Here is a 23,120-nt window from a genome sequence, read left to right on the forward strand (position 1 = left end):
TACCCGCCCCCGTCCTGTGGAAACCAGCGCCCAGCTCAGCCTTTACGCAACTCTGCCGCCCCGTCACGCACCGTAGCGCCCTTCGCCCGGGCGACCTCCGCGAGCGACTCCTGGAAGCCGATCATCCGGCCCCGCAGCACCTCGTCGGAGGCGGCCAGGATCCGGACCGCCAGCAGCCCCGCATTCCGAGCGTTCCCGATCGAGACGGTGGCAACCGGAACTCCGGCCGGCATCTGCACGATGGACAGCAGCGAGTCCATCCCGTCGAGGTACTTCAGCGGTACCGGTACGCCGATCACCGGCAGCGGGGTCACCGACGCGAGCATCCCGGGCAGGTGCGCGGCACCGCCGGCGCCGGCGATCAGCACCTTGAGGCCACGCTCGTGGGCTGACCGTCCGTAGTCGATCATCTCGGTGGGCATCCGGTGCGCCGAGACGACGTCTGCCTCAAAAGGCACGTCGAACTCCGCACACACCTCGGCCGCAGCCTTCATCGTCGGCCAGTCGCTGTCCGACCCCATCACGATCCCGATCATGGTCGTCCTATTCGTCGATCGTTCCGGTCAGGTACGCCGCCGCGTGGCGTGCGCGTTCCCGGGTCTGTTCGAGGTCGTCGCCGTACGCCGTCACATGGCCGACCTTGCGGCCCGGCTTCACCGACTTGCCGTAGAAGTGCACCTTGAGACCGGGGTCGCGGGCCATGCAGTGCAGGAGTCCGCGGTGCATGTCCTCGACGTCGCCGCCGAGCACGTTCACCATCACGGTGTACGGCGCCCGCGCTGCCGGCGAACCGAGTGGCAGGTCGAGCACCGCGCGCAGGTGGTTCTCGAACTGGGACGTGACCGCGCCGTCGATCGACCAGTGGCCGGTGTTGTGCGGGCGCATCGCGAGTTCGTTCACCAGCAGGCGGCCGTCCCGGGCCTCGAACATCTCGACCGCGAGGACGCCGACCACTCCGAGCTCACCGGCGATCCGCAGCGCCGTCTGCTGCGCCTGCGCGGCCCGCTCCGGGGACAGGCCGGGCGCGGGCGCGGTGACCTCGACGCAGATGCCGTCGCGCTGCACGGACTCGACGATCGGGTACGCAACCGCCTGGCCGTGCGGGGACCGGGCGACGATCGCCGACAGTTCGCGGACGAAGTCGACCTTCTCCTCGGCCAGGATCGGTACGCCGCTGCCGAACGCGGTCGCGACCTGCGGGTCGTCCGGCCCGTCGACGAACCAGACGCCCTTGCCGTCGTACCCGCCGCGGGTGGTCTTGAGGATGATCGGGAAGCCGCCGACCCGCTTGGCGAAGTCCGCGACGTCGGCGGACGTCTCGACCACCTGGTGCGCGGGCGCCGGAACGTCGAAGGTGTCCAGCCGGGCGCGCATCACGGCCTTGTCCTGCGCATGCACCAGCGCGTCCGGACCCGGGTGGACCTTCACCCCGTCGGCCTCGAGCGCGTGCAGCAGGCCGGTCGGTACGTGCTCGTGGTCGAACGTCAGCACGTCGCACTCGGCCGCGAACCGCCGTACGGTCTCCGGGTCCTTGTAGTCGCCGACGGGGGCGTCCGCGACCGCCTGCGCGGCCGACACCGCCGGGCCTTCGGCGAGCACACGGAGCTGGACGCCGAGCGCGACAGCGGTCTCCTGGGTCATCCGGGCCAGCTGCCCGCCACCGACCATGCCGACCACCGGGGTACCGGTGGGGAGGTCCAACCGAGAGAACTTCACAGCCGTGAGCCTAATGTCCATACATCATCGGCCGTACGGCGGCCAGGTTTGACACTCTGGGGCGCGCGGGCGATTTCGGGGTCGGCCTGTTCGCCGGGTACCGTGGGAAGCTGCCCTCCCGTTGCGGTGTGATCACAGAAGGTTCCGAACCCCGTTGAAGCTCGTCACCAAGCTGTACCACCAGTTCCAGCACCTGGTGCACGAAGTGGCCAAGTTCGGTCTGGTCGGTGTCCTGGGGCTGGTCGTGGACCTCCCGATCTACAACTGGCTCGTGTTCAACAACCCGCTGGTCCTCGCGGACTCGGGCGAGGGCATGCTGCACCAGAAGCCGCTGACCGCGAAGCTGATCTCGACCACGGTCGCCACGATCGTGACGTACTTCGGGAACCGCTACTGGACGTGGCGGCACCGGGAGCGCAGCGGCCTGCACCGTGAGTACGTGCTGTTCTTCGTGCTGAACGGCATCGGCCTGCTGATCGCGGCCGGCTGTCTGGCCTTCTCGCGGTACGTGCTGGACCTGCACACCTGGCTGTCCGACAACATCGCGGCGAACTTCATCGGCCTCGGTCTCGGCACCCTGTTCCGCTTCTGGTCGTACCGGAAGTTCGTGTTCAAGGAAGAGATCCTGCTCGACGAGGCGGAACACACCCCGGCACCGGACTCCCCGGCCGAGCTGGACGGGGAGTCCACGGGCGATCTGCCCGTCGTGCGGTAGCTCAGTTGCCGGTCGCGACCCAGTGGAAGTACACCGGGTCGCTGAACTTGACCGGCACCTTGCCGAGGCCTTGGATCACGGTGCTCGTTCCGTTGGGCGCACCGACGGCGTACAGGTAACCGGCCTGGGTGTCCTTGTCGATCCCGAGCAGTACGAAGCCGTACTGGCCGCAGGTTTGCGCCATGAGCGTCTCGAAGCCCTGCCAGGTCGCGGCGCGGACGAGCTTCACCACGGGTTTGAGCGGCGCGGTGGCCGGGACGAGGATCGTGTACAGCGCGCCGCCGCGGGTGTTCGCGAGGAACAGGTCGTAGGTCCTGGTGGCACGCAGCAGTGCCATCGACTTCACCGCAGCGAACCCTGGTGCGGACGTCGGACTCCGCCACACGCCCTTGCTGTCGATGCTCCACCGGAACAGCGTGCCGTCGTTGCGTAGCCCGTAGGCGTTGTTCCGGCGCTGGACGGTGTCGGCGTACCCGGTCTGTTCGAGCGCGATGAAGCTCCCCCAGCCGCCGCCGATGCGCTTCGGCGGACGGTCCGCGGCGCCGCCGTCGGTCGCCGCGTACTGCGTGAGGTACAGCGCATCCCCAAGAACGCCGTAGCCGCTGACGAAGGACATGCTGATCCCGTCGTCCCCGAGACTCAGCGACGCGGTGATCCGCAGCGCGGCCGGCGGGTACACGTGCTGCGCGATGAAGCCGTTGAAGTTCGTTGTCGGCGGTCGCGTCGACGACACGGACAGCAGCTTGTGGTCACCGCCGGCGGTGACGGATCCGACGGCGATCCCACACGACGCCGCCGCGGTAGCTCGAGCGGGTGTCGTCGTCGCGGGCACGAGAGCTGTTGCGGCGAGCGCGGCGGCCGCGAGTGTTCCGAGTGGTTTGAACACTGGTCACTCCCCGGTGAGTGGGGCGCCGGGGTCCTTCAGGCGTGCGTAGGCGTTGTCGGCGAAGGTCGCGGGGACCTTGCCCAGCCCTTGGATCACGGTGCCCGTACCCGTGAAGCGACCGACGGCGTACAGGTAGGCCGTGTCGGTGTCCTTGTCGATGCCGAGCAGAATGGTGCCGTAGACCCCGCACTTCTGCGTGAGCAGGGTTTCGAATCCCTGCCAGGTACGGCTGCGGACCTGTTTCACCACCGGCTTCATCGGCGTGGTGAGCGGGATGTGAATCGTGTACAGCGCGCCGCCACGGGTGTTCGCAACGAACGTGTCGTAGGTCGCGGACTTGCTGACAAGCGCCATTGACTTGACCGCGCTGAACCCGGGCGCGGATCCGGTACTGCGCCAGACGCCCTTGCTGCTGACGTTCCACCGGAAGAGGACGCCGTCGCTACGCAGGCCGTAGACGGTCCACCGGGAGATACCGGCCTGGGTCGGACCCTGGTACTCGGCCTCCTCCACCATCGTGAAGTTCCCCCAGCCGCCCCCGATCCGCCGTAACCCTGCCGGAGGGTTGTTGACGATCCCGTCGCCGTGCGCGCTGTACACCGCCTGGTAGAGCGCGTCGCCGATGATCACGTAGCCGTACACGTCGTACTCGGAGCCGTCAGGGCCCTGGTCGATCAGGATCGACATCGTGGCCATGACCTTCACCTGGCCGGGTGTGAACGCACCGCGTCCCAGGACGCTCTTCGTCGCCTTGGGCGGCGCGGTCGACACGATGCCCACGGCGTTGTGATCACCTGCCGCGGTGACCGACGAAGCCGACAGGCCGCAGCTGGCTGCGGACGTGGCCGAAGTGGCGGACGCCGTGGCCGGCGTCAGCACAGCTGCTGCGGCGAGCAGGGCCGCCGATGTTGTTACGAGTGGTTTGAGCATTGGTACCGCCCCCTTTACCTGCCTTGATGGTCGCAAATGGGCTGCGGTTGTCGGCGGGGCGTAGGAAGATTCGGGAATGACCGAGATCCAGGTGCGGGCGGCGGAGGCCGGCGAGTACGGCGCGGTGCAGGCTGTGTTCGGCGGGGCGATGATGTTCGACCCGAAGCCGGACGAGCTCTGGCAGCAGCTGTTCGAGCCCGACCGGGCGTTGGTGGCGACCGACGGTGACCAGATCATCGGGACGACCAGGGCGTTGACGCGGGAGTTGTCGGTGCCTGGCGGAGTGGTGGACGCCGCGCACGTGACCGGTGTCGGCGTGCAGCCCACGCATCGGCGGCGCGGCGTGATGTCCCAGCTGATCGGGCGGCAACTGCGCGAGGTGCCGGAGGCGATCGCGGTCCTGTGGGCGAGCGAACCGGCGATCTACGGCCGGTTCGGGTACGCCACGGCCGCGTGGGGCGTGGAGTACAGCGCCGACCTGCACCGCGTTGGTCCGCCCAACGATCGGATCCGTCCGGGTGAGCTCGGCGTACTGACTCCTGACGAGGCGCTCAAGGAGCTGCCGGGGATCCTGCGCCGGCTGCAGGCGCGCCGACCTGGCGTGTCCGGGCGGTCCGACCTGCGCTGGCAGGCGCGCCTGCAGGACAAGCCGGACAATCGTGGCGGGCGGACCGAGCGCCGGATCCTGGTGCACCGCGACGAGACCGGCACCATCGACGGCTACGCGCTCTGGCGTGGGAAGCTGTCCTGGGGCCCGACGGGCCCGGCCAACGAGGTGTCCGTCGAGGAGCTGGTCGCGCCGGAGCTCCCGGCGTACAGGGCACTGTGGCAGCACCTGCTGACGATGGACCTGAGCGCGAAGCTCACCTACGAGCACGCCGCCGTGGACGAGCCGCTGCAGCAACTCGTCACCTATCCGACCGCCCTGGAGCGCCGGCTCGGCGAATCCCTGTGGCTGCGCGTGACCGACGTACCGCGTGCTCTCGAGCAGCGCCGGTACGCCGCACCGCTCGACGTCGTGCTGGACGTGACGGACAACCTCATCGAGTCGAACACCGGACGGTTCCGGTTGACCGCCGACGGTTCGGCGGTTACGTGCGACCGCACCGACGATGCGCCTGACCTGAGCCTGTCCGTGACCGAACTCGGCGGCGCGTACCTCGGCGGACGTGGCCTGACGGAGTTCGCCGCGACCGGCCGAGTCACCGAGCACACGCCCGGCGCACTCGGCCTCACGACCGCGGCCTTCGGCTGGCCGGTCGCGCCGGTGAGTCTGGAGGTGTTCTAGCCGCCGGAGCTGAGGCCGGCGACGAGGTTGACGGTGCCGGCCAGGATGACGGCGCCGAAGAGGTAGGACAGCAGGGCGTGACGCAGGGCGGTGTGCCGAATCTCGGAGGACTGCAGGTCGGTGTCGGAGACCTGGAAGGTCATGCCGATCGTGAACGACAGGTACGCGAAGTCCTGGTAGTCCGGTGAGGCATCCATGTGGAAGCTCACGCCGCCTTCCTCGTCCACGTAGTACAACCGCGCGTACCGCAACGCGTAGACCATGTGGACGCTGAACCACGAGACCGCGATGCTGGCGATCGCGTAGCCCGCCAGCAGGTTGCGCTGGCCGCCGTTGGCACTGGAGGCCTGGATCAGCAAGGTGCCGACCGCGACCAGGCTCGCGACCGCTGCCACCAGGAGTACCAGGTCACTGAGCGCCCGGCCCGGATCCTCCTGGGTCGCGTGCTCCGCGGTCCGCGCCGCATCCATCCGCCGGATCGTCAGCCACATCCAGACGACGAACAGCAGCGCCGCGACGTCCCAGCCGGCCAGCGGCGCGTACTTCCATCCGGCGGTCAGCCCAGCCACCACGGCCACGGCCAGCCCGCTGCCGAGCGTCACCGCCAGCCGCGCCCGCGACCGAGTGGTCACCCACCACGGATCGGACGGGCTCGCCATCGGACCCGGCTCAGCGGTCGTCGCCGGAGCTGAAGATCGTGCCGTCGTCGGGCCGCGGCTGCTCCGGCGGCTGGGGGCGGCGGCGCATGTGTTCCGGCGGGGCCTCGTCCTCGAGGATGCCGTCGCCGGGCTTGCCGTCGGGTCCGCCGAACAGCAGGTCGGACATCTGCAGGTGGACGTGCTCGACGTGCGGTACGTCGGGCAGTACGACCTGGCCGCGTTCGCCGGCGGACTCGATGTGCAGGGTGCCGCAGCCGAGCATCCGGTCGATCAGGCCGTGTTCGTAGGACACGTCGTTGATCCGCATCAGCGGGATGTCCCGGCCGGTGCGGGTGAGGACGCCGTGCCGGGTGATCAGCCGCCGGTTGGTGATCGTGTACGTCGAGAAGAACCAGTCCAGGAACGGCCTCAGCGCGAACGTCGCGAGGACCACCACCCCGACGGCGAGGATCGCGATCCGGGCCGGGGTCTGCAGTGATCCGGACGGCACGATCGCGGCCAGGAAGCCGCCCAGGCCCGCCACCACCAGCAACAGGAAGACCGGGCCGATCAGCGCCTTCCAGTGCGTGCGGGTGCTGACGACGACGTACTCGTCCTCGCCCAACAACTTCGCCGAGATCGCCATGACCCCAGTCTCACAGGTCGCGGGTTCGGTTGTCCCGTCCCGACACGATCCGTGGTTCTCAGGCAGTCCGCAGATGCGTGACGTCACCGGCGGCCAGCGGGCGCGGGCCGTCGGCGGTGTCGACGATCAGGCGTCCGTCGTCCGCCAGGTCGCGGGCGGTTCCCTCCAGGAAGGTGCCGTCGGGGAGTTCTACGCGGACGGCCTGGCCCAGCGTCGCCGACAGTTCGCGGTACTCCGGGAGTACTACGGACGGGTCCCCGTCGGTGTCTACCCAGGACCGATAGCGGGAGGCGAGTTCGCGGAGTACAGCGGCGATGACCGTGGCTCGGTCTGTGGTGGCGGCGTTTTCCAGCGCGAGGGACGTGGCGGCCTCGTGCGGCTTCTCGTCTTCGCGGAGGGTGACGTTCAAGCCGATGCCGACGACGGCGGCCGGGCCCTCGACACGTTCCAGGAGGATGCCGGCCAGCTTGCGGTTCTCGACCAGTACGTCGTTCGGCCACTTCACCTGGGCCGGGACCTCAGCAACGTTCCGTACGGCGGCTGCGACAGCCAACGGGACCAGCAGCCCCAGCCACGGCCACCGTGCTGCGTCAACGCTTGTTGGGCGCAGCAGGGCGGACATGAGTAAGGCAGAGCGGGGCGGTGTGGTCCACGTGCGGCCCAGACGGCCACGGCCGGACGACTGGTACTCAGCAGCGACCACCAGTCCCTCTGGCTGACCAGCTGCGGCTGCAGCCGCCACAACAGCGTTCGTCGACGGAGTCTCGGCGACAACGTCGATCTGCGTCCAGAACAAGCCAGGACGCACCAACCGCCCCCGCAGGAACTTCTCGTCCAGCGGGGGCCGTTCCAGGTCGCTGAAACTCATCCTGTGTTCTGCAGACCTGCAGCAACGCCGGACACGGTCAGCAACAGCAGGCGACGCGTACGGACGATCTGCTGCTCGTCGAGGGAGTCGTCGGTCCGCAGAGTGCGCAACGCCCGCAGCTGCAGGTAGCTGAGCGCGTCGACGTACGGGTTGCGCAGCTCGACCGCACGACCCAGCACGCGGCGCCCTTGCAGCAGCCGTTCCTCGTCGAGCACCTTCAGCACCCACTCGGTGGTCAGCGCGTGCTCGTCCATCATCTGCCGCGTGAGCTCGGGCCGGTCGCCCAGCTCGAGGTAGCGGCCGAGGATGCGCCGGTCCGTCTTCGCCAGCGACATCTCCGCGTTCTCCAGCATCACCTGGAACAGCGGCCAGTGCTGGTTCGCGTCGCGCAGCAGGTCGACGTCACCGACGGCCGCGAGCGCCGTACCGAGGCCGTACCAACCAGGGGCGTTCACACGTGCCTGCGACCATGCGAACACCCACGGGATCGCACGCAGGTCCTCCAGCGACGACACCGCGACACCACGCCGCGCCGGCCGCGAGCCGAGCGGCAGCTGGCCGAGCTCCTCCAGCGGGGTCACGGTACTGAACCACTCCGCGAAGCCGTCCGCCTTCACGAGCCGGTGGTACGCAGTACGCGCCGCCTCGTCGAGGGTCTTCTCCATGACCGCGAACCGCTGCGCCGCGGCCGCGGCCCGCTCCTCCACCGCAGGTGTCGACGCCAGCAGGGTCGCCGCGGTGACCTGCTCGATGTGCCGCTGCGCGATCGCCGCGTTCCCGTACCGGGCCGGGATCGCCTCGCCCTGCTCGGTCAGCTTGAACCGCCCGCCGACCGACCCCGGAGCCTGCGCCAGTACGGCGCGGTTGGCCGGGCCACCGCCCCGACCCAGCGCGCCACCGCGGCCGTGGAACAGGGTCAGCCGGATCGCGTTCCGCTGCGCCCACGCGGTGATCCGCGCCTGGGCGTCGTACAACGCCAGCGTCGCCGACACCGGGCCGACGTCCTTGGCGGAGTCGGAGTAGCCGAGCATGACCTCGAAGCGCCGGTCGTTCGCGGTCAGCCGGTGCCGGACCCGGGTCAGCTGGATCGCGTTGTCGAGCACCTCGACCGAGTTCTGCAGGTCCTCACCGGTTTCGAACAGCGGTACGACGTCCAGCTCGATCGGGCGCCCGTCGAGCGCCGCGTCGGCCAGCTCGTACACGGCGGCCAGGTCGCCGGCGTTCCGCGTGAAGGAGACGACGTACCGGCGGCAGGCCTCAGGGCCGAAGCGCTGCTGGATCTGGGCGATCACCCGGAGGGTCGCGAGCACCTCCTCCGTCTGGTCGGACAGCTCGCCGCCGCTGAGCACCTCCTCCAGCGCCTTCGCGTGGACAGAGGAGTGCTGGCGGATCTCCAGCTCGGCCAGGTGGAACCCGAACGAGTTCACCTGCCAGATGAGCTGCTGCAGCTCGCCGTACGCCTGCCGTGGTGCGCCTGCGGTCACGAGCGAGTCCTGCAGGACCTTGAGCTCGTGCAGGAAATCAGCGGCCCGCGGGTATCCGAAGTCGGCGTCACGGGCTCGCGTAGCGGCCAGACGGCGGGCAGCCAGCAGCAGGAGCTGCCGGTGCGGCTCAGCCGGCGAACGGGTCTCGATGTCGGTGATCAGCTCCGGGTTGACGGCCCTGGCGTCTTCCAGGATCCGCCGTACCGGGGCGGACGGCGGGGTGGTCGCGGCGTCCAGGGTCAGCGCGCGGCCGAGCTTCTCGGTGGCCTGCTCCAGCGCCCGGAGGACATGGTCGGCCTGGATCTGCATGGCCTCGCGGGTGATCGCCGCGGTGACGTTCGGGTTGCCGTCGCGGTCACCACCGATCCAGGAGCCCAGGTGGACGAAGGGGGCGACCATCGGCGTACGGGTCCCGGCGGCGTCACCGGCGAGCGCGTCGTCAAGCCGGCGGTACACGTTGCCGACGACGGTGAACAGGGTCTCCTCGAACACCGCCATCGCCGACCGGACCTCGTCCAGCGGCGAGGGACGACTGGTACGGAGCTGCGACGTACGCCAGAGCACGTCGACCTGCTCGACCAGGCGGCGCCGGTTCTCGGCCAGGTCGCTGTCACCGGCGCGGGGGTCGTGGCGCTCGTCCAGCAGCGAGGTGATCCGGCGGATCGTCGCCAGTACCGCGCGGCGCCGCGCCTCGGTCGGGTGCGCGGTCAGGACCGGGCGGAACTCCAGGCCGCTGAGCAGCGCGCGGGCCTGCTGCTCGCCGGAGTCGCGGGCGATCTGCTCGACGGCCTGGGCCAGCTCGGACACCACCGCCTCGCTGCCGGCCCGGTCACGCTCCCGGAGCACCCGGGCGCGGTGCAGCTCCTCGCTGAGATTGGTCAGGTGGAAGTAGCAGGTGAAAGCCCTCGCCACGTCCTCGGCGCGTTCGTGCGGCCACGAGGCGACCAGCTCTTCGGCCGCCGCGCCGTCGCCGGCGATCGTCAGCTCGCGCAGTTTCTCGACGTCGTCGAGCAGCGGCTGACCGGCGTACTCGACCAGAACCTTGCCGAGGATCTCGCCGAGCAGGCGGACGTCGGCCCTGAGTTCTTCAGGCACCTCGAACCGCGCGCGGGTACGGGTCTCACTTCCGGTCTCGGTCACGTTCGCCCACCCTATCGGCGGACGCCCGTCCACGCTGCCGAGTCCGCCCACTGGAAGCCGATCGTGACCGACCGTTCAGCTACTTCACAGTAGCCGGCACACTACGTCACTACTCCCGGCCACCGCGCTCCGGTTTGGCCGCCGGATAGTGCCGCGTTCCCTCGTTCGTCACCATCGTCACCGGCATCCCCGAGGCCGCGATCTGCTGTGCCATCTGCGCCCATCCCTCGGCCGTGGCCCGCTCGGCCTGGTGCTGGACGATCTGCCAGTCGATCGGTTGCCCCGCCCACCGGTCCGCCTCCTGCACGAAGCCGTCCGGGATGCGTCCACCCATGCGGTGGTCGTGCGCCCAGCGGATCGCGTTCGGCGTCCGGGCCTGCTCGTAGAGCGCGTCGAGCTGCCCGGCCAGCTGCGGATGCCGGGCCTTGGCCTCCTGCACAACCTCGTGCGTGCGCTCCGGGTGGGTCGCTTCGGTGATCGGTTCGTACCGATCTGCCTGGACACGCCGGGTGAAAGCTCCCTGCGGCGTCACGACCGTCTCCTGCTCGTAGCGCCCGTAGCTGGCCTCCGCCCAGTCCTGGTCCCGGACCGACAACTCGACAGCCTCCAGTTGCCCGTTCTCCGCAACACGCGTGGAGACTCTCGGGGTCTCGTTACGGTCCACGGCGCGCTCGTAGCCTGCGGCCAGCGCGCGAAGCTCGTCGTCGGCGACACCCGCGGTACTCAGGTCCTCGAGGGCCTTGCCGACCTGCTGCGGGTACATCAGCAAGCCCTCGGCGTACTCCGTCTCGATCGAGCGGAACTGTCCGTCCGCCCGGAGCGGGAACCGGCCACCCTCCTGCCTTTGCCCCTCGGAAACCTCCGCGTACCAGCCGTCCGGCTCCGACCGGATCTGCTGCAGGCCGGCGGTGTCGGCTCCGACGGTCTCGATCACCGGAAGACCACGCTCGGCGGCGAGGTCCGACAGCCACTCGGCGTCCCAGGCGCTGACCGGACCCGCGCCGTCCTGCTGCTGCGGAACGACCACTCCGGTGATCGTCACCCCGGCACCGAACGTGCTGTTCAGGTACACCGGCCGGCCCATCCGGCGTTCCTCCGCCATCAGGTCGTGACCGGTGATCGGGCCGTCGGAGGTGATGGTCAGACCGAGGTGTTCCGGCGGCATCGCGACGATCAGCCCGGCGTGCTCCGGCGGATGGTTCTCGTCGATCAGCATCGGGTTGTGCTCGATTCCGCCGTCCCGGGTGGCTTCCCACGGCTCACGAAGGCCGACGCGGTCCGGGTTCACCGTGTAGGCGTCCTCCTGATTCGCCCGCGCGATCCGGCTGTCCGGGTCGACCAGCGCGCGGAGCTTCGTACCGCGCGCGCTCAGTGGAACCATGACGTACCGCCATCCGGGGCCGTGCTCGCGTGGATCGGTGTCTCCGAGCAGTTCGTGGGACGCAGACTGCATGATCCTCCTCGACCGGGGCAACGCGCGGCCGGGCGGCCGCCGGAGTCGAGCAACCTATCGTGACGGCAGGTTCAAACTCAGACGTTGCCGAAGCCGGCGGCGATGACCTGGGAGACGGTGCGGGCCAGCTCTGTGGGGGTGCGGTCGGTGGTGCCGGTGACGAGCATCCGGGCGCAGGCCTCGGTCATCGAGGCGAGCAGTTCGGCGAGGACCGGGAGGTTCGCGTCCGGGTCGGTGACGCCGGGGAGCGACTTCATCAGCGTCAGGCGCAGGCTCTCGACCAGGAACGCGCGGGCCCCGCGGACGCGTTCGGCGACGACGGGCGCAGCGCCGTACTGCGCGCCGAACACGATCCGCCAGGAGTGCGGCTGCTTCGCGACGGCGGTGAGGAACGCGGTCAGGCCGTCGAGTACGTGCTCCGCGGGAGTGCCGACGCTCGGGTCCGGGGGCAGCGCGGCGACGATCGTGATCACCAGGTGCTGCTCCTCGCGGGCAAGCAGAGCCAGCAGCAGCTCGTCGCGGTTCGCGAAGCAGTCGTAGACGACCGGCTTGGTGACACCGGCGGCATCGGCGACGGACTGCATCGTCGTACCGGCGTATCCGTGCGCGGAGAACACCTCGAGGGCGGCGTCGAGGATCAGCGGGCGGCGCCGCTCCGGACCGAGATGCGGCGCCCGCCGGCGCTTGTCAGGGTCCCCAACCACTTGACAAACCTAGCGCACCATAGGAAATTCCTACGGTCTGGTAGGAACTGCCGCGGGGGTGGTCGATGACCGAACGAGGCAGTGCCGGTTGGCTCGAGTCCGAGGGCGTTGCCGCCTTGGACGCGAGCGAGCTGGCTCGGCTGGTCGACCGGACGTCGGAGCGGGAGCTTCGGCATCGACTCATCGGGGGAGTACGAGAGATCGCGTTGCGCGAGATCTTTCGCCGGATGCCGGAGTACCTCCGACCCGCCCGGGCCGCCGGGTTCGATGCTGTCATCAACTGGCAGATCACCGGCGCGGGCGGGGACGGCCGGGCGATCGACGAGTACTGGCTGCACGTCCAGGACGGCCGCTGCTCGGTCGTCACCCCGCGGGCCACACCCCCCGACATCTCGATCCGGACCGACCCGACCACCCTCCTGCGCATCGTGACCGGCAACGAGGACCCGGTCCTCGCCGTCCTCAAACAACGCCTCACCGTCCGCGGCGACCTCGCCCTGGCCGCCCGCCTCACCAAGCTCTTCGCCGTCGGCCCCGTCTGAAACCTTCTGGTTTGTAGGCCGTCACAGGCTTGGTACGTCGGTGGAGCGCGCCGCGGACTGCCCCACCTGATGAGTCCCACCGCGTCGTGCGGCAGCCGTCTGCCCCGCCACCGCCCGCGTCGCCCCAGCAGCCGGCGCCTGATGATCAAGCACCGCCCGCAAAGCCGCGACATCCTGCTCCCCCGCGGGCAATCCCCCACCAGCCGAGGCGCCCCCCTGGCCAGCCGGCCCTTGCGGCCAGCCCTGCTGCGGCTGCCCGTGAGCCACCGGCCCTTGAGCCGCTTGCCCCTGCGACCACCACTGCCCCTGCTGCTGAGCAGGCGGCTGCTGCTGAGCCTGCGGCTGATACTGCCCTGGCGCAGCCTGCTGCGGTTGGTACGGCGCGGACTGCTGCGACTGGTACTGCGCCGACTGCTGCGGCTGGACCTGCTGCTGTTGTTGCGGGTACGGCTGCACCGGCTGTTGCGGCCACCACTGCCCCGGCGGTTGCTGCTGAGCCTGCGGCTGATACTGCCCAGCCTGTTGCCACCGACCTGGCGCTTGCTGCTGCGATGGGTACTGCTGTTGCGATCGCCACTGCGGTTGCGGTTGCTGCTGGTACTGACCCGGCTGCTGGTACTGGCCTGGCCCTTGCTGTTGCGGTCGGTACTGCTGTTGCGGTTGCCATTGCGCCTGCTGTTGCGGTTGCTGCTGGTACTGACCTGGCTGCTGGTACTGCCCTGGCGCAGCCTGCTGCGACTGGGGGTGTGGCGCCTGAGCTTGCTGCCGAGACCTACGATGCCACCACCGGCGCTTCTGAGCCTGCTGCTGCTGCCCGCCCGGCCGTTGCGCCTGCGCCTGCTGCGACTGCCCCGGCTGCTGCCAGCCAGGCTGCTGCCAGCCAGGCTGTTGCCACTGGCCCGGCTGCTGTTGCGACGGGTACCCCGGCGGCTGGTGGAACTGGCCGGGTGCTTGCTGCACAGGCTGTCCGGGTTGCTGCCACTGCCCCGGCGCCTGCTGCTGAGGTGAGTACTGCGGGCCATGTGAAGCCTGCGGCGTCTGTGACTGGAACCGGCCAGGCGCCTGCTGCTGTTGCCACTGCGCCTGTGCCTGCTGCGGCTGCTGCCACCCCTGCGGCAGGGCTTGTTGACCTGGGGCCTGCTGGGCCTGCGGGTAGGCGGGCGCCTGCTGGGCCTGCGGGTAAGCCGGCGCCGGCTGCTGTTGCGGGTAAGCGGGCGCGGGCTGCTGCGGCGGCGGCTGTGGCGGCTGCTGCTGAGGTTGGCTTGGTGCCTGGTGCTGTGGCGGCTGCTGTTGCGGCTGTTGTTGAGGTTGGCTCGGTGTCTGCTGTTGGGGGGACAGCGGGCTTGGCTGCACCTGCCGCGTCTGCTGTTGGGGTTCGAGCCTGGGGAACTGGCGCTGGGTGTACTGCTGTTGTGGCTGGACCGTTGGTTGTTCGCGCGTGGTGGTCTGTTGGAGTTGCTGGGTTTGTTGCTGGGCCAGCAGGTCGCGGTAGTGCTTCTCGGTGGATCGGACCGTGTCTGTGGCGGCGTCGGCGATATCCATGCCGCGGGCGTGGGACTGCGAGCGGAGGTTGGGGGCCGTGCTCTCGCTCAGCGACTGGAGCTTGGCGAAGTCCTGGTCGATCTGCTCGGCGAGCTGCTGACGAACGCTCTCCTGCTGGTCGGCGGGAACCAGCTTGGGCAGGTCCGAGTTGTCGAAGAGAGTGTCGGCGGCGGCGCGCCCCTTCGACCGTGGTGGCTGGCTGGCCATCCGGCGGAGTACCTCGTCGCCGGTGATGTAGGCCTGAACGTTGGCGGCGTTGGCCTCGATGGCTACCTGGTTCGCGAACGCGCGCGCCGCGGGCTCGTACGCCGGGTACGAGTGCGGCGCCCGAACTGCCTTGATCTGGGCGGCCAGGTCGGGCGGCAGGACGCGGTCGGCGATCGCGTCGAGCTGGGCCTGGCTCCAGGCCTCGGTGACACCCTCCTCGAGCGGCCGGTACTCCATGGGCACGAGGTCGGCGTGCCACCGCGCGTGGGTGTGCCCTGCGGGACCGGCTAGATGGTTGAACTCGTGGATGACGGTCTTGAGCGCGTTTCGTCGCTCGATCCACTGGGCCTCCGTCGCCGGCTGTCCACGGGTGGCGAACATCTGCTGCAGCGGCTCGACAACCAGCTTCTGGTTGAGCTCCACCCTGCCGTCGGGGTACGCCAGGCCGCGGAACTCAGGATCGTTGGTGTAGTCCAGTTGCCCGGACCACAGCGACGTCCGCGAGCGGGACTCGATCGCGACCGCGTCCCGGACTCGCTCCCACAGCCCGTTGTCGAGATCAGGTACCTGGCTGGTCGCGCTGAGGGCGATCCGCTCGGCCATCTCAGTCCGCCACAGGCCCGAGGTCGATCACCGCGATGATCTCGGCCAGAGTCTCGTTCATCTCGAGCGCGGCGTCCCGCTCGCCGACCGTCGGAGCGGCGGACGCGATCCGCGCGATCTCCGTGATCGCGGCCTGTGCACGAGCGCGGCGCTCGGCTGCCGTGCCCTCCGGACTCGAGGCGCGCATCATCACGTCGGATGCCTCTCGTACCGTGACGCTCTCCGGGGTCCGGGCCTCCTGGACGAGATCGTCGAGGAGGCTCAGGTAGCGGATCGCCTTGGCCCGGTCGGCGTCCTCCGGCACGGTCGCGGCCTGGGTCCGGAGTCGTTCGACGGCCGCGGCCAGCTCGTCCGGATCGGTGAGCTCGTTTCCCCAGGCGCCCACGATCCGGCGCCGTTCGGCGTCGAATTCCCCGTAATTCATCCGATCATCATCGCATCCGGCCGGTCGAACCCGCCCGTCAACGGTCGCGGACAGGAGTGTTCGGGCTGCTGGTGGCGGCCGGACGCGACACCGGGGTACTGCTCGGCGCACCGATCCGGCTTGGCGAAGTCAGTGCCGAATCCCCCACGAACCTGGCGGTTTCGATGCCATCAGCCGGATTGCTCTCGCCGGTGGCGACAATGCCGGCCAGCGTCTCGTTCATCTCCAGCACCGCCGCACGCTCGCCGTTGGTCTGCGCGGCCGCGGCGATGCGAGCGATCTCAGTCATGCCGGCCTCGGCGCGGGCCTGCCGCTCGCCGGGCGTGCCCTCCGGAGTGGACGCCCGCAGCAGCACGTCGGAGGCCTCCCGCACCGACGCGCTCTCCGGCTCTGCTGCCTCGGCGACCAGATCGTCGAGGGCCGCCAGGTGCTGTGTGACCCGGTCCTGGTCGGCCGGGTCGGTGATGGTTGCCGCTTGTTCGTGCAGTCGTCGGACGGCGGCCGCCAACTGCGTCACGTCGGTGACATCGGTGCCCCAGGAATGGATGATTCGGCGGCGTTCGGTTTCGAACTCGGCGTACTCCACTGGTCAATCCTGACAGCCGAGGGGTTCGAGGGTCAGCGGCCGAGGTCGCGGGGTTTGGTTTGGGGGGCTGTGCCGGGGCGGGCTGCGGGAGACTCGGTGGGGCGGGCCGCGGTGTTCGAGGTCGCGGTTGCCGGGTCGCGGTGTGGGAGGAACTTGTAGCTGTGGTCGTCGTGCCCAAGCTGTACGCCTGTCCGTTCGGTCGTCGCTGTCTCGCGCTCGGCGACGAGGCGGCGGACCTCTGCGCCCAGCGCCTGCCCGTACGCGTACGACTTGTCCGCGAGGTCGGCCGTACCTGCGTCCTGCCAGGCGCGGACCTGGTCCGGCAGCAGCCGAAAGGCCTCCGTGACCAGCTGCGCGCCTTCTTGTACGACGGCCGCCCGGGCGTCACCCGGGATGTCGGACTCACGCACCAGTACCTCGACAGCCGCGGGCGCGATGCCTTCCGGATGCTGCCCCGCAAGCTCCCGGAGGGTCTGGCTCGGTACGGCGCCCCGCTCGTCGGCCTCGTCGATCGCGTGTGCGAAGCCACGTACGGCCGGTGCCCACGTCGTGTCGACGAACGGTGGCTCCGCCGCCGCGACCTGCGCGGCGAGGTCGGCGGGCAGCGTCCGTACGACGATCTCGTTGAAGTAGTCCTCGGAGAACGCGTGACTGGTGCCGAAGGCAAGCGCATCGAACTCGGTGGACCCGATCTCGCCGGTGCGTTCGGCCGGAACCGCCTGCGTGGCCAGCGTCATGCCGACCGACTGCACCGCGTCCCGGACGGCCGGCACCCGGTCGGCGGCGATCCAATCCGGCCCGTCGGCCGTCACCCGTCGCAGCACCCACGCCGCGCGATCCGCGTCGAGATAGATGGTGCCCGAATCGGTGTCATGGGCAACCAGGACGAAGTCGCGGGTGTACGGCATCGGCGCGAGCTCGCCGTTCCAGAGGGTTGCGTCGGCACCGGTCAGCTCGCGGATCGCATCCTTCGTCCGGGTGACGAACTCGTGGACCGATCCGGGCCGCTCGGCCGGCGGTTCCGCGGGCCGCAGCGGTGCCCAGCCCTTCGCCGCAAGGGTCTTGTGGATGCCCGCGACCTGGCCGTTGGCGCGAACACTCGCCGCGGTCAGCGCCTCGGCGCCCCAATTGGCGGCGAGGGTCCGCTCCTCGATCGTGGCGGCCATGACGTTCTCGATCTCGGACAGCGGCCGCGACGTCGCGAATCCCTCCTCCAGCCGGGCGGCGATGTCGTTCACCACGCTCTCCCGCAGCTTGCGTCCCGGCAGCGTCCGGAAGTCCGGTTTGGAGGCCAGCAGCAGCCGGGCCGCTGCGGTCGCGGTGCCGCCACGCCCGGCACGCACGAGATCCGCGAGTATGTCCTTCTCGACGCCGTCGGACCGCCCGATGATGCTGAGCACCAACGCCCGGGCGGCGACCGCGTCGCCCGTCTCGTCGGGTGCCGGGAACAACCCGATGTCGTCCGGCCGGCCGTTCGTGAACACGTTCGCCGCGAGCCGTGCCGGGGTCGCCAGCTCTGACCACGCCTGGCAGGTCGCCCGGCCCAGGCGGATCCGGCCCTCCGGGTGGGCGGGCGCGGGCAACGGGCGTTGCGGCTCCAGCGAGTAGGCGCAGTCGGCCGCGAGGTCCGTCAACAGCGCACGCAGCTGCGGCCGGTCGTCCTCCGCGCGTCCGCCGGCCGCTTTGAGCACGGCGTCCCGTCCGGGCGCAAGCCGCGACGGGAAGTCGATGCCCTCCGCCAGTCGCAGCAACAACGTCGCGTCGTACTCACGCAGCTCGGGCAACCGGTCGGGCACCGGCACCTCCAGGTCCTCGGCCACGACCTGCTGGACCCTGCGAACGAGCGCTTCGACCTTCGGATGCACGGCTGAAACCTACTGTCGAGCCGGGTTCACCGATCTGTTGCGGCGGAGGTCACAGGCGGTACGGCGTACTGGCGCGTAGGCTGCCCGTTCATGGGAGAGACCGTGAACATCCACACCACCGCCGGGAAGATCGCGGACCTCGAGCACCGGCTCGACGAGGCCGTGCACGCCGGGTCGGAGCGGGCGGTCGAGAAGCAGCACGCCCGTGGCAAGAAGACCGCGCGTGAGCGGATCGAGCTGCTGCTGGACGAGGGTTCCTTCTCCGAGCTGGACGAGTTCGCCCGGCATCGGTCGACGAGCTTCGGCCTGGAGGCGAACCGCCCGTACGGCGACGGCGTGGTGACCGGGTTCGGCACCATCGACGGCCGCCAGGTGTGTGTGTTCGCGCAGGACTTCACCGTCTTCGGCGGCAGCCTGGGCGAGGTGTTCGGCGAGAAGATCGTCAAGGTGATGGATCTCGCGATGAAGATCGGCTGCCCGCTGATCGGCATCAACGACTCCGGCGGCGCCCGGATCCAGGAGGGTGTGGTCAGCCTCGGCCTGTACGGCGAGATCTTCCGCCGCAACGTCCGCGCGTCCGGGGTGATCCCGCAGATCTCGCTGATCATGGGCCCGTGTGCCGGCGGCGCGGTGTACTCGCCCGCGGTCACCGACTTCACCGTGATGGTGGACGAGTCGTCGTACATGTTCATCACCGGCCCGGACGTGATCAAGACCGTCACCGGTGAGGACGTCAGCCAGGAGGAGCTCGGCGGCGCGCGGACGCACAACACCAAGTCCGGTAACGCGCACTACCTCGGCAGCGACGAGGAGGACGCGATCGAGTGGGTGAAGGCGCTCGTCGGTCACCTCCCGCAGAACAACCTCGAGGATCCCCCGGTGTACGACGCTCCCGCGGACCTCGAGCCGACCGAGACGGACCTTGCGCTCGACACGCTCGTACCGGACTCGCCGAACCAGCCGTACGACATGCACACCGCGATCGAGGCGGTGCTCGACGACGGCGACTTCCTCGAGGTCCAGGAACTGTTCGCGGCGAATCTGATCGTCGGCTTCGGCCGGGTCGAGGGCCGCCCGGTCGGCGTGGTCGCGAACCAGCCGATGCAGTTCGCGGGCACGCTCGACATCGACGCGTCGGAGAAGGCGGCCCGGTTCGTCCGCACCTGCGACGCGTTCAACCTGCCGATCCTCACGTTCGTCGACGTGCCGGGGTTCCTGCCCGGTACCGACCAGGAGTGGAACGGCATCATCCGCCGCGGCGCGAAGCTGATCTACGCGTACGCCGAGGCGACCGTGCCGATGATCACCGTGATCACGCGGAAGGCGTATGGCGGCGCGTACGACGTCATGGGGTCGAAGCACCTCGGCGCCGACATGAACATCGCCTGGCCGACCGCGCAGATCGCGGTGATGGGCGCGCAGGGTGCGGTGAACATCCTGCACCGCCGCGAACTCGCCGCCGCCGACGACGTCGAGGTCCGCCGGCAGGAGCTGATCACCGAGTACGAGGACCATCTGGCGAACCCGTACATCGCGGCCGAACGCGGCTACATCGACGCCGTGATCAAGCCCAGCGAGACCCGCGCCGAGATCGTCCGCGCCCTCCGCCTGCTCCGCACCAAACGCGACACCCTGCCCCCGAAGAAGCATGGGAACATTCCGCTGTGAACACTCTGAAGGTGGTCAAAGGCGATCCGACGCCCGAGGAGCTGGCCGCACTCGTCACCGTGATCGCAACCCGCGCCGCGGCACAACCACCCGCCCCCGAAACCGGCCGCGCCGGCAACTGGGCAACGTACTGGCGCAACGCCCGCACCCCGTTCCACCCCGGCCCGGGCCAGTGGCGGGCGTCTGCACACCCGTAACACTGCAGACTCAGACGCGCCGGAAGCGGACCAAGGGGTACGTCGGGGCCTCGCCGGTGTTGCGGATCGGGCCGGTGAAGGTGGTTGCGGCGTCGAGGACCAGGCCGTGGCGGGCGCCGACCGCGGTCAGGTGGGCGAGGGAGTCCTGGGAGCGGGTGTCGTTCGGGCCGCGGCCGTCGGCGTATCTGCTGGCTTCGGTCTTCTCGGTGGTGGTGACGAAGATGCCGCCGGTCCGCAGGACCCGGGCGACCTCGGCGATCACCGGTTCGCTGTCGTCGAGAAGATGAAGCAGCCAGACGGCGACCACCGCGTCACACCGGCGATCGGCCACCGGCAGCCGCGCGGCGTCCGCCGCCGCGACATGTCCGGGCAATCGGACTTTCGCCCGCTGCAGCATCGCCGTGGACAGGTCGAAACCGTGTACCAGGTTGCCAAGAGCAACAAGCTCGGCCCCGACGATCCCCGTACCCACAGCCAACTCCAGCACCCGCCGCTCCGCGGCGGGTGCGGCGGGTGCGGCTGCGGGGATCGAGGAGGCGGTGGAGACGCCGGAGGCGGGGGGTTGGAGGGGGTGGAGGAGGGCGTTGACGGCTGCTGCGGCCGCTTGGGCGCGGGGCTCGCCGCCTCGGGTTTCGTCGTAGCTGGAGGCTACGGATTCGTCGTACGTGAAGGGTTTCTGGGCGTTCCAGAGAGCCGGCCAGGAGATGCCTACCTCGGCGAGCATGCGACGGAGCAGCGGTAGCGAGAGGCCGACGACGTTGTGGTAGTCGCCCTCGATCGCGGTCACGAACGGGCCGCCCAGACCGTCGACGGTGAAGGCTCCGGCGACGACGAGCGGTTCGCCGGTCGCGACGTACGCGTCGATCTCCTCGTCGGTCAGGTCCGCGAACTGCACCTTCGTCGACGACAGTTCCCGCAGTTCTTGCTTGCCGGAGGTGTCGATCAGGCAGTGCCCGGTGTGCAGTACGCCGGTACGCCCGCGCATCAGCTTCCAGCGCTCCCGGGCGACGTCAGGCGTCTCGGGTTTCCCGTACGGCTGCCCGTCGAACTCCAGCACCGAGTCGCACCCGAGCACAGTCGCGTGATCGCTCAGGTTCGCGACCACGGCCCGCGCCTTCAGCGTCGCGAGCAACCGCGCCAGCTCGCCCGGGTTCTCCGCGGTCACGTCGTCCTCGTAGACGCCGGAGACGATCACCTCCGGCTCGATCCCCGCGCTGCGCAGCGTCTTCAGCCTGGCCGGCGACTTCGAGGCCAGGACGAACCGGATGCTCACAGCTTCGCCAGCGCCCGGCGCAGCGGGTCCAGCCCGATCGAGCCGAGGTTCAGCGCGTCCCGATGGAACTCGCGCAGGTCGAACGCGGATCCCTTGCGCTGCTTGGCCTCCTCCCGCGCCTGCAGCCAGATCCGCTCACCGACCTTGTACGACGGCGCCTGGCCCGGCCACCCGAGGTACCGGTTCAGCTCGGCCTGGAGGAACTCCTTCTCCATCCGGCAGTGCGCGCGGAGGAACTCGAACCCGAGCGCGGCGTTCCACCGCTCGCCAGGCCGCCACCCGAACGGGTTGTCCCGCGGCACCTCCAGCTCCAGATGCATGCCGATGTCGACGACCACCCGCGCGGCCCGGAAACCCTGCGCGTCCAGCATCCCGAACCGCGCGCCCGGATCCTCCAGGTAGCCCAGCTCCTCCATCAGGCGTTCGGCGTACAGCGCCCAGCCCTCGCCGTGACCGGAGACCCAGCAGGCGAGCCGTTGCCACCGGTTCAGCAGGTCGGTGCGCAGCATCGTCTGCGCGCACTGGAGGTGGTGACCCGGGACGCCCTCGTGGTACACGGTCGTGACCTCGCGCCAGGTGGCGAACTTCTCGACACCGTTCGGCACCGCCCACCACATCCGGCCCGGCCGCGTGGTCAGGTCCTCGCTCGGGTTCGTGTAGTAGATCGAGCCGTCCGACGTCGGCGCGATCATGCACTCCAGGGTGCGGATCTCCGCCGGGATGTCGAAGTGCGTACCGCCGAGCTCCGCGACGGCCGTGTCGGACAGCTGCTGCATCCAGTCCCGGAACGCGTCCTTGCCCTGGATGGTCCGCGCCGGGTCGTCGTCCAGCAGCGCGGCGGCGGCCTCGATGCTCCGGTCGCCGCCGTTCAGCCCGGCCGCGATGTCCTGCATGTCGTTCTCGATCCGGGCCAGCTCCTGCCAGCCCCAGGCGTAGGTCTCCTCGAGGTCGACCGTGGCGCCGAGGAAGCTGCGCGAGGCGAGCTCGTACACCTCCCGGCCGCACGCATCCCGCTCCGGCGCACGCGGCGCGAGGTCGGACGTCAGCCACGCGCCGAACTGGTCGAACGCCTTCCGCGCGGACGCGGCCGCTGCCTCGACGGTCGGCTTGACGGGACTGTCCGGCGCCTGCGCGGCGAGTCCGGCGAAGAAGTCGTCGCCGTCGGCACCGGTCCAGCTGGCGATCCGCTCGGCCAGCCCGGTCACCTGGCGGACCGCGGAGATCCGCCCGGCGCCGGCCTGCTCGAGCAGCGTGTCGCGGTACCCGTCGAGGGTCGTACCGATCTGGTTGAGCCGGATCGCGACGACCTCCCAGTCCTGGTCGGTGCCGGTCGGCATCAGGTCGAACACCTGGCGCAACGCGGCCGGTACCGACGAGATCGCGTTCAGCTGGTGCTGCGGTACGCCGGCCTCGTACCGCTCGAGCTCCAGCCCGAGCCGCTCCACGAAGGCGTCCTTGGCGACCTCCTCGCGCGGGCTGCCCGGCTCGATCGCCCGCGCCTCGGCGAGCGACCGCCGGGTCAGGTCGATCCGGGCCGCGAACCCGGCCGGGGTGAAGTCCGGCAGCTCGTGGTCGTGACCGGCGATCCCCATCTCGGTCGCACCGATCGGGTCCAGGACGATGTCCTGCTCGAGGTGCCGTTCGGCAAGCTGGTCGATCGGGCTGTTCGGCTTGTTGGCGTCCGTCACCTGGCCGACCCTACCCGTCGAGGGCGCTCGAAGCTGACCTGTTTGTTGCCGATACTG

General features: G+C 69.9%; 21 protein-coding genes. 5 read left to right on the plus strand and 16 right to left on the minus strand.

The features are described from left to right. Positions 1-35: 35 nt before the first annotated feature. Together purE and ACZ5BU_RS17310 are read right to left on the minus strand one after the other, a co-directional pair. A complete protein-coding gene (gene purE, locus ACZ5BU_RS17305) occupies positions 36-536 on the minus strand; it encodes a 5-(carboxyamino)imidazole ribonucleotide mutase (protein WP_465699955.1) in 501 nt (166 codons plus the stop codon). 7 nt (positions 537-543) lie between these two features. After that, complete coding sequence (locus ACZ5BU_RS17310) at positions 544-1,716, minus strand: 5-(carboxyamino)imidazole ribonucleotide synthase (RefSeq protein WP_465699956.1); 1,173 nt, start codon at positions 1,714-1,716, stop codon at positions 544-546. Between the two features lie 154 nt (positions 1,717-1,870). Between ACZ5BU_RS17310 and ACZ5BU_RS17315 the strand changes: the two genes are divergently transcribed. Next, positions 1,871-2,431, plus strand: coding sequence for a GtrA family protein (locus tag ACZ5BU_RS17315; protein WP_465699958.1), 561 nt, complete (start codon positions 1,871-1,873; stop codon positions 2,429-2,431). Position 2,432: 1 nt separating this feature from the next. Here ACZ5BU_RS17315 and ACZ5BU_RS17320 read toward each other — a convergent pair whose 3' ends face one another. Both ACZ5BU_RS17320 and ACZ5BU_RS17325 read right to left on the minus strand, forming a co-directional pair. After that, a complete protein-coding gene (locus ACZ5BU_RS17320) occupies positions 2,433-3,317 on the minus strand; it encodes a hypothetical protein (RefSeq protein ID WP_465699959.1) in 885 nt (294 codons plus the stop codon). A gap of 3 nt (positions 3,318-3,320) precedes the next feature. Continuing rightward, positions 3,321-4,247, minus strand: a complete 927-nt coding sequence (locus tag ACZ5BU_RS17325; RefSeq protein ID WP_465699961.1) for a hypothetical protein — start codon at positions 4,245-4,247, stop codon at positions 3,321-3,323. 76 nt (positions 4,248-4,323) lie between these two features. Here ACZ5BU_RS17325 and ACZ5BU_RS17330 point away from each other — a divergent pair, with 76 nt between their 5' ends. Then, positions 4,324-5,535, plus strand: a complete 1,212-nt coding sequence (locus ACZ5BU_RS17330) for a GNAT family N-acetyltransferase (protein ID WP_465699962.1) — start codon at positions 4,324-4,326, stop codon at positions 5,533-5,535. On the opposite strand, the gene ACZ5BU_RS17335 is transcribed toward ACZ5BU_RS17330, so the two are convergent. The 6 genes from ACZ5BU_RS17335 to ACZ5BU_RS17360 all read right to left on the minus strand — a co-directional run bounded on the left by ACZ5BU_RS17335 (position 5,532) and on the right by ACZ5BU_RS17360 (position 12,468). Next, on the minus strand, positions 5,532-6,167 hold the full coding sequence (locus ACZ5BU_RS17335; protein ID WP_465699964.1) for a DUF1345 domain-containing protein: 636 nt from the start codon (positions 6,165-6,167) through the stop codon (positions 5,532-5,534). The two genes, ACZ5BU_RS17330 and ACZ5BU_RS17335, sit on opposite strands and share 4 nt — an antisense overlap. A gap of 37 nt (positions 6,168-6,204) precedes the next feature. Then, positions 6,205-6,819: a PH domain-containing protein gene (locus ACZ5BU_RS17340; protein ID WP_465699965.1), complete on the minus strand. Its 615-nt coding sequence runs from the start codon at positions 6,817-6,819 to the stop codon at positions 6,205-6,207. A gap of 58 nt (positions 6,820-6,877) precedes the next feature. Continuing rightward, positions 6,878-7,687, minus strand: coding sequence for a biotin--[acetyl-CoA-carboxylase] ligase (locus tag ACZ5BU_RS17345; protein WP_465699967.1), 810 nt, complete (start codon positions 7,685-7,687; stop codon positions 6,878-6,880). Beyond that, entirely contained in the window at positions 7,684-10,311 is a 2,628-nt protein-coding gene (locus ACZ5BU_RS17350) for a phosphoenolpyruvate carboxylase (RefSeq protein ID WP_465699968.1), read from the minus strand. The genes ACZ5BU_RS17345 and ACZ5BU_RS17350 overlap by 4 nt, the downstream gene beginning before the upstream one ends. Before the next feature lie 109 nt (positions 10,312-10,420). Next, positions 10,421-11,764, minus strand: a complete 1,344-nt coding sequence (locus ACZ5BU_RS17355) for a hypothetical protein (RefSeq protein WP_465699970.1) — start codon at positions 11,762-11,764, stop codon at positions 10,421-10,423. Between the two features lie 77 nt (positions 11,765-11,841). Next, positions 11,842-12,468 (minus strand): TetR/AcrR family transcriptional regulator, encoded by a 627-nt coding sequence (locus tag ACZ5BU_RS17360; protein ID WP_465699972.1) that lies wholly within the window; start codon positions 12,466-12,468, stop codon positions 11,842-11,844. Positions 12,469-12,533: 65 nt separating this feature from the next. Here ACZ5BU_RS17360 and ACZ5BU_RS17365 point away from each other — a divergent pair, with 65 nt between their 5' ends. Continuing rightward, complete coding sequence (locus ACZ5BU_RS17365) at positions 12,534-13,010, plus strand: SCP2 sterol-binding domain-containing protein (RefSeq protein WP_465699973.1); 477 nt, start codon at positions 12,534-12,536, stop codon at positions 13,008-13,010. 21 nt (positions 13,011-13,031) lie between these two features. Here the strand turns inward: ACZ5BU_RS17365 and ACZ5BU_RS17370 are convergent, their stop codons facing one another. Genes ACZ5BU_RS17370 through ACZ5BU_RS17385 form a run of 4 tightly spaced genes read right to left on the minus strand, consistent with a single transcriptional unit; the run spans position 13,032 to position 18,237 of the window. Then, positions 13,032-15,362, minus strand: a complete 2,331-nt coding sequence (locus ACZ5BU_RS17370) for a hypothetical protein (protein ID WP_465699975.1) — start codon at positions 15,360-15,362, stop codon at positions 13,032-13,034. 1 nt (position 15,363) lies between these two features. Beyond that, positions 15,364-15,786, minus strand: a complete 423-nt coding sequence (locus ACZ5BU_RS17375; protein WP_465699977.1) for a hypothetical protein — start codon at positions 15,784-15,786, stop codon at positions 15,364-15,366. A gap of 37 nt (positions 15,787-15,823) precedes the next feature. Continuing rightward, on the minus strand, positions 15,824-16,372 hold the full coding sequence (locus tag ACZ5BU_RS17380) for a hypothetical protein (RefSeq protein WP_465699979.1): 549 nt from the start codon (positions 16,370-16,372) through the stop codon (positions 15,824-15,826). Between the two features lie 32 nt (positions 16,373-16,404). Further along, entirely contained in the window at positions 16,405-18,237 is a 1,833-nt protein-coding gene (locus ACZ5BU_RS17385) for a hypothetical protein (RefSeq protein WP_465699981.1), read from the minus strand. A gap of 90 nt (positions 18,238-18,327) precedes the next feature. On the opposite strand from ACZ5BU_RS17385, the gene ACZ5BU_RS17390 reads away from it, so the two are divergent. Both ACZ5BU_RS17390 and ACZ5BU_RS17395 read left to right on the plus strand, forming a co-directional pair. Next, positions 18,328-19,905 carry an acyl-CoA carboxylase subunit beta gene (locus ACZ5BU_RS17390; RefSeq protein ID WP_465699983.1) on the plus strand — a complete coding sequence of 526 codons (1,578 nt, stop codon included), beginning with the start codon at positions 18,328-18,330 and terminating at the stop codon, positions 19,903-19,905. Then, entirely contained in the window at positions 19,902-20,102 is a 201-nt protein-coding gene (locus ACZ5BU_RS17395) for an acyl-CoA carboxylase subunit epsilon (protein ID WP_465699985.1), read from the plus strand. Before ACZ5BU_RS17390 ends, ACZ5BU_RS17395 begins: the two co-directional genes overlap by 4 nt. Before the next feature lie 10 nt (positions 20,103-20,112). Here the strand turns inward: ACZ5BU_RS17395 and ACZ5BU_RS17400 are convergent, their stop codons facing one another. Together ACZ5BU_RS17400 and ACZ5BU_RS17405 are read right to left on the minus strand one after the other, a co-directional pair. Further along, a complete protein-coding gene (locus ACZ5BU_RS17400) occupies positions 20,113-21,375 on the minus strand; it encodes a Maf family nucleotide pyrophosphatase (RefSeq protein WP_465699987.1) in 1,263 nt (420 codons plus the stop codon). Then, entirely contained in the window at positions 21,372-23,063 is a 1,692-nt protein-coding gene (locus ACZ5BU_RS17405) for a DUF885 domain-containing protein (protein ID WP_465699989.1), read from the minus strand. Before ACZ5BU_RS17405 ends, ACZ5BU_RS17400 begins: the two co-directional genes overlap by 4 nt. Positions 23,064-23,120: the final 57 nt, after the last annotated feature.

It is taken from the genome of Kribbella sp. NPDC031520 (assembly GCF_055580825.1).

Coding starts and splice junctions, on each gene's coding strand:
- purE (WP_465699955.1), bottom strand. CDS start 536: ATGATCGGGATCGTGATGGGGTCGGACAGCGACTGGCCGACGATGAAG.
- ACZ5BU_RS17325 (WP_465699961.1), bottom strand. CDS start 4,247: ATGCTCAAACCACTCGTAACAACATCGGCGGCCCTGCTCGCCGCAGCA.
- ACZ5BU_RS17330 (WP_465699962.1), top strand. CDS start 4,324: ATGACCGAGATCCAGGTGCGGGCGGCGGAGGCCGGCGAGTACGGCGCG.
- ACZ5BU_RS17340 (WP_465699965.1), bottom strand. CDS start 6,819: ATGGCGATCTCGGCGAAGTTGTTGGGCGAGGACGAGTACGTCGTCGTC.
- ACZ5BU_RS17345 (WP_465699967.1), bottom strand. CDS start 7,687: ATGAGTTTCAGCGACCTGGAACGGCCCCCGCTGGACGAGAAGTTCCTG.
- ACZ5BU_RS17355 (WP_465699970.1), bottom strand. CDS start 11,764: ATGCAGTCTGCGTCCCACGAACTGCTCGGAGACACCGATCCACGCGAG.
- ACZ5BU_RS17365 (WP_465699973.1), top strand. CDS start 12,534: ATGACCGAACGAGGCAGTGCCGGTTGGCTCGAGTCCGAGGGCGTTGCC.
- ACZ5BU_RS17370 (WP_465699975.1), bottom strand. CDS start 15,362: ATGGCCGAGCGGATCGCCCTCAGCGCGACCAGCCAGGTACCTGATCTC.
- ACZ5BU_RS17375 (WP_465699977.1), bottom strand. CDS start 15,786: ATGAATTACGGGGAATTCGACGCCGAACGGCGCCGGATCGTGGGCGCC.
- ACZ5BU_RS17390 (WP_465699983.1), top strand. CDS start 18,328: ATGGGAGAGACCGTGAACATCCACACCACCGCCGGGAAGATCGCGGAC.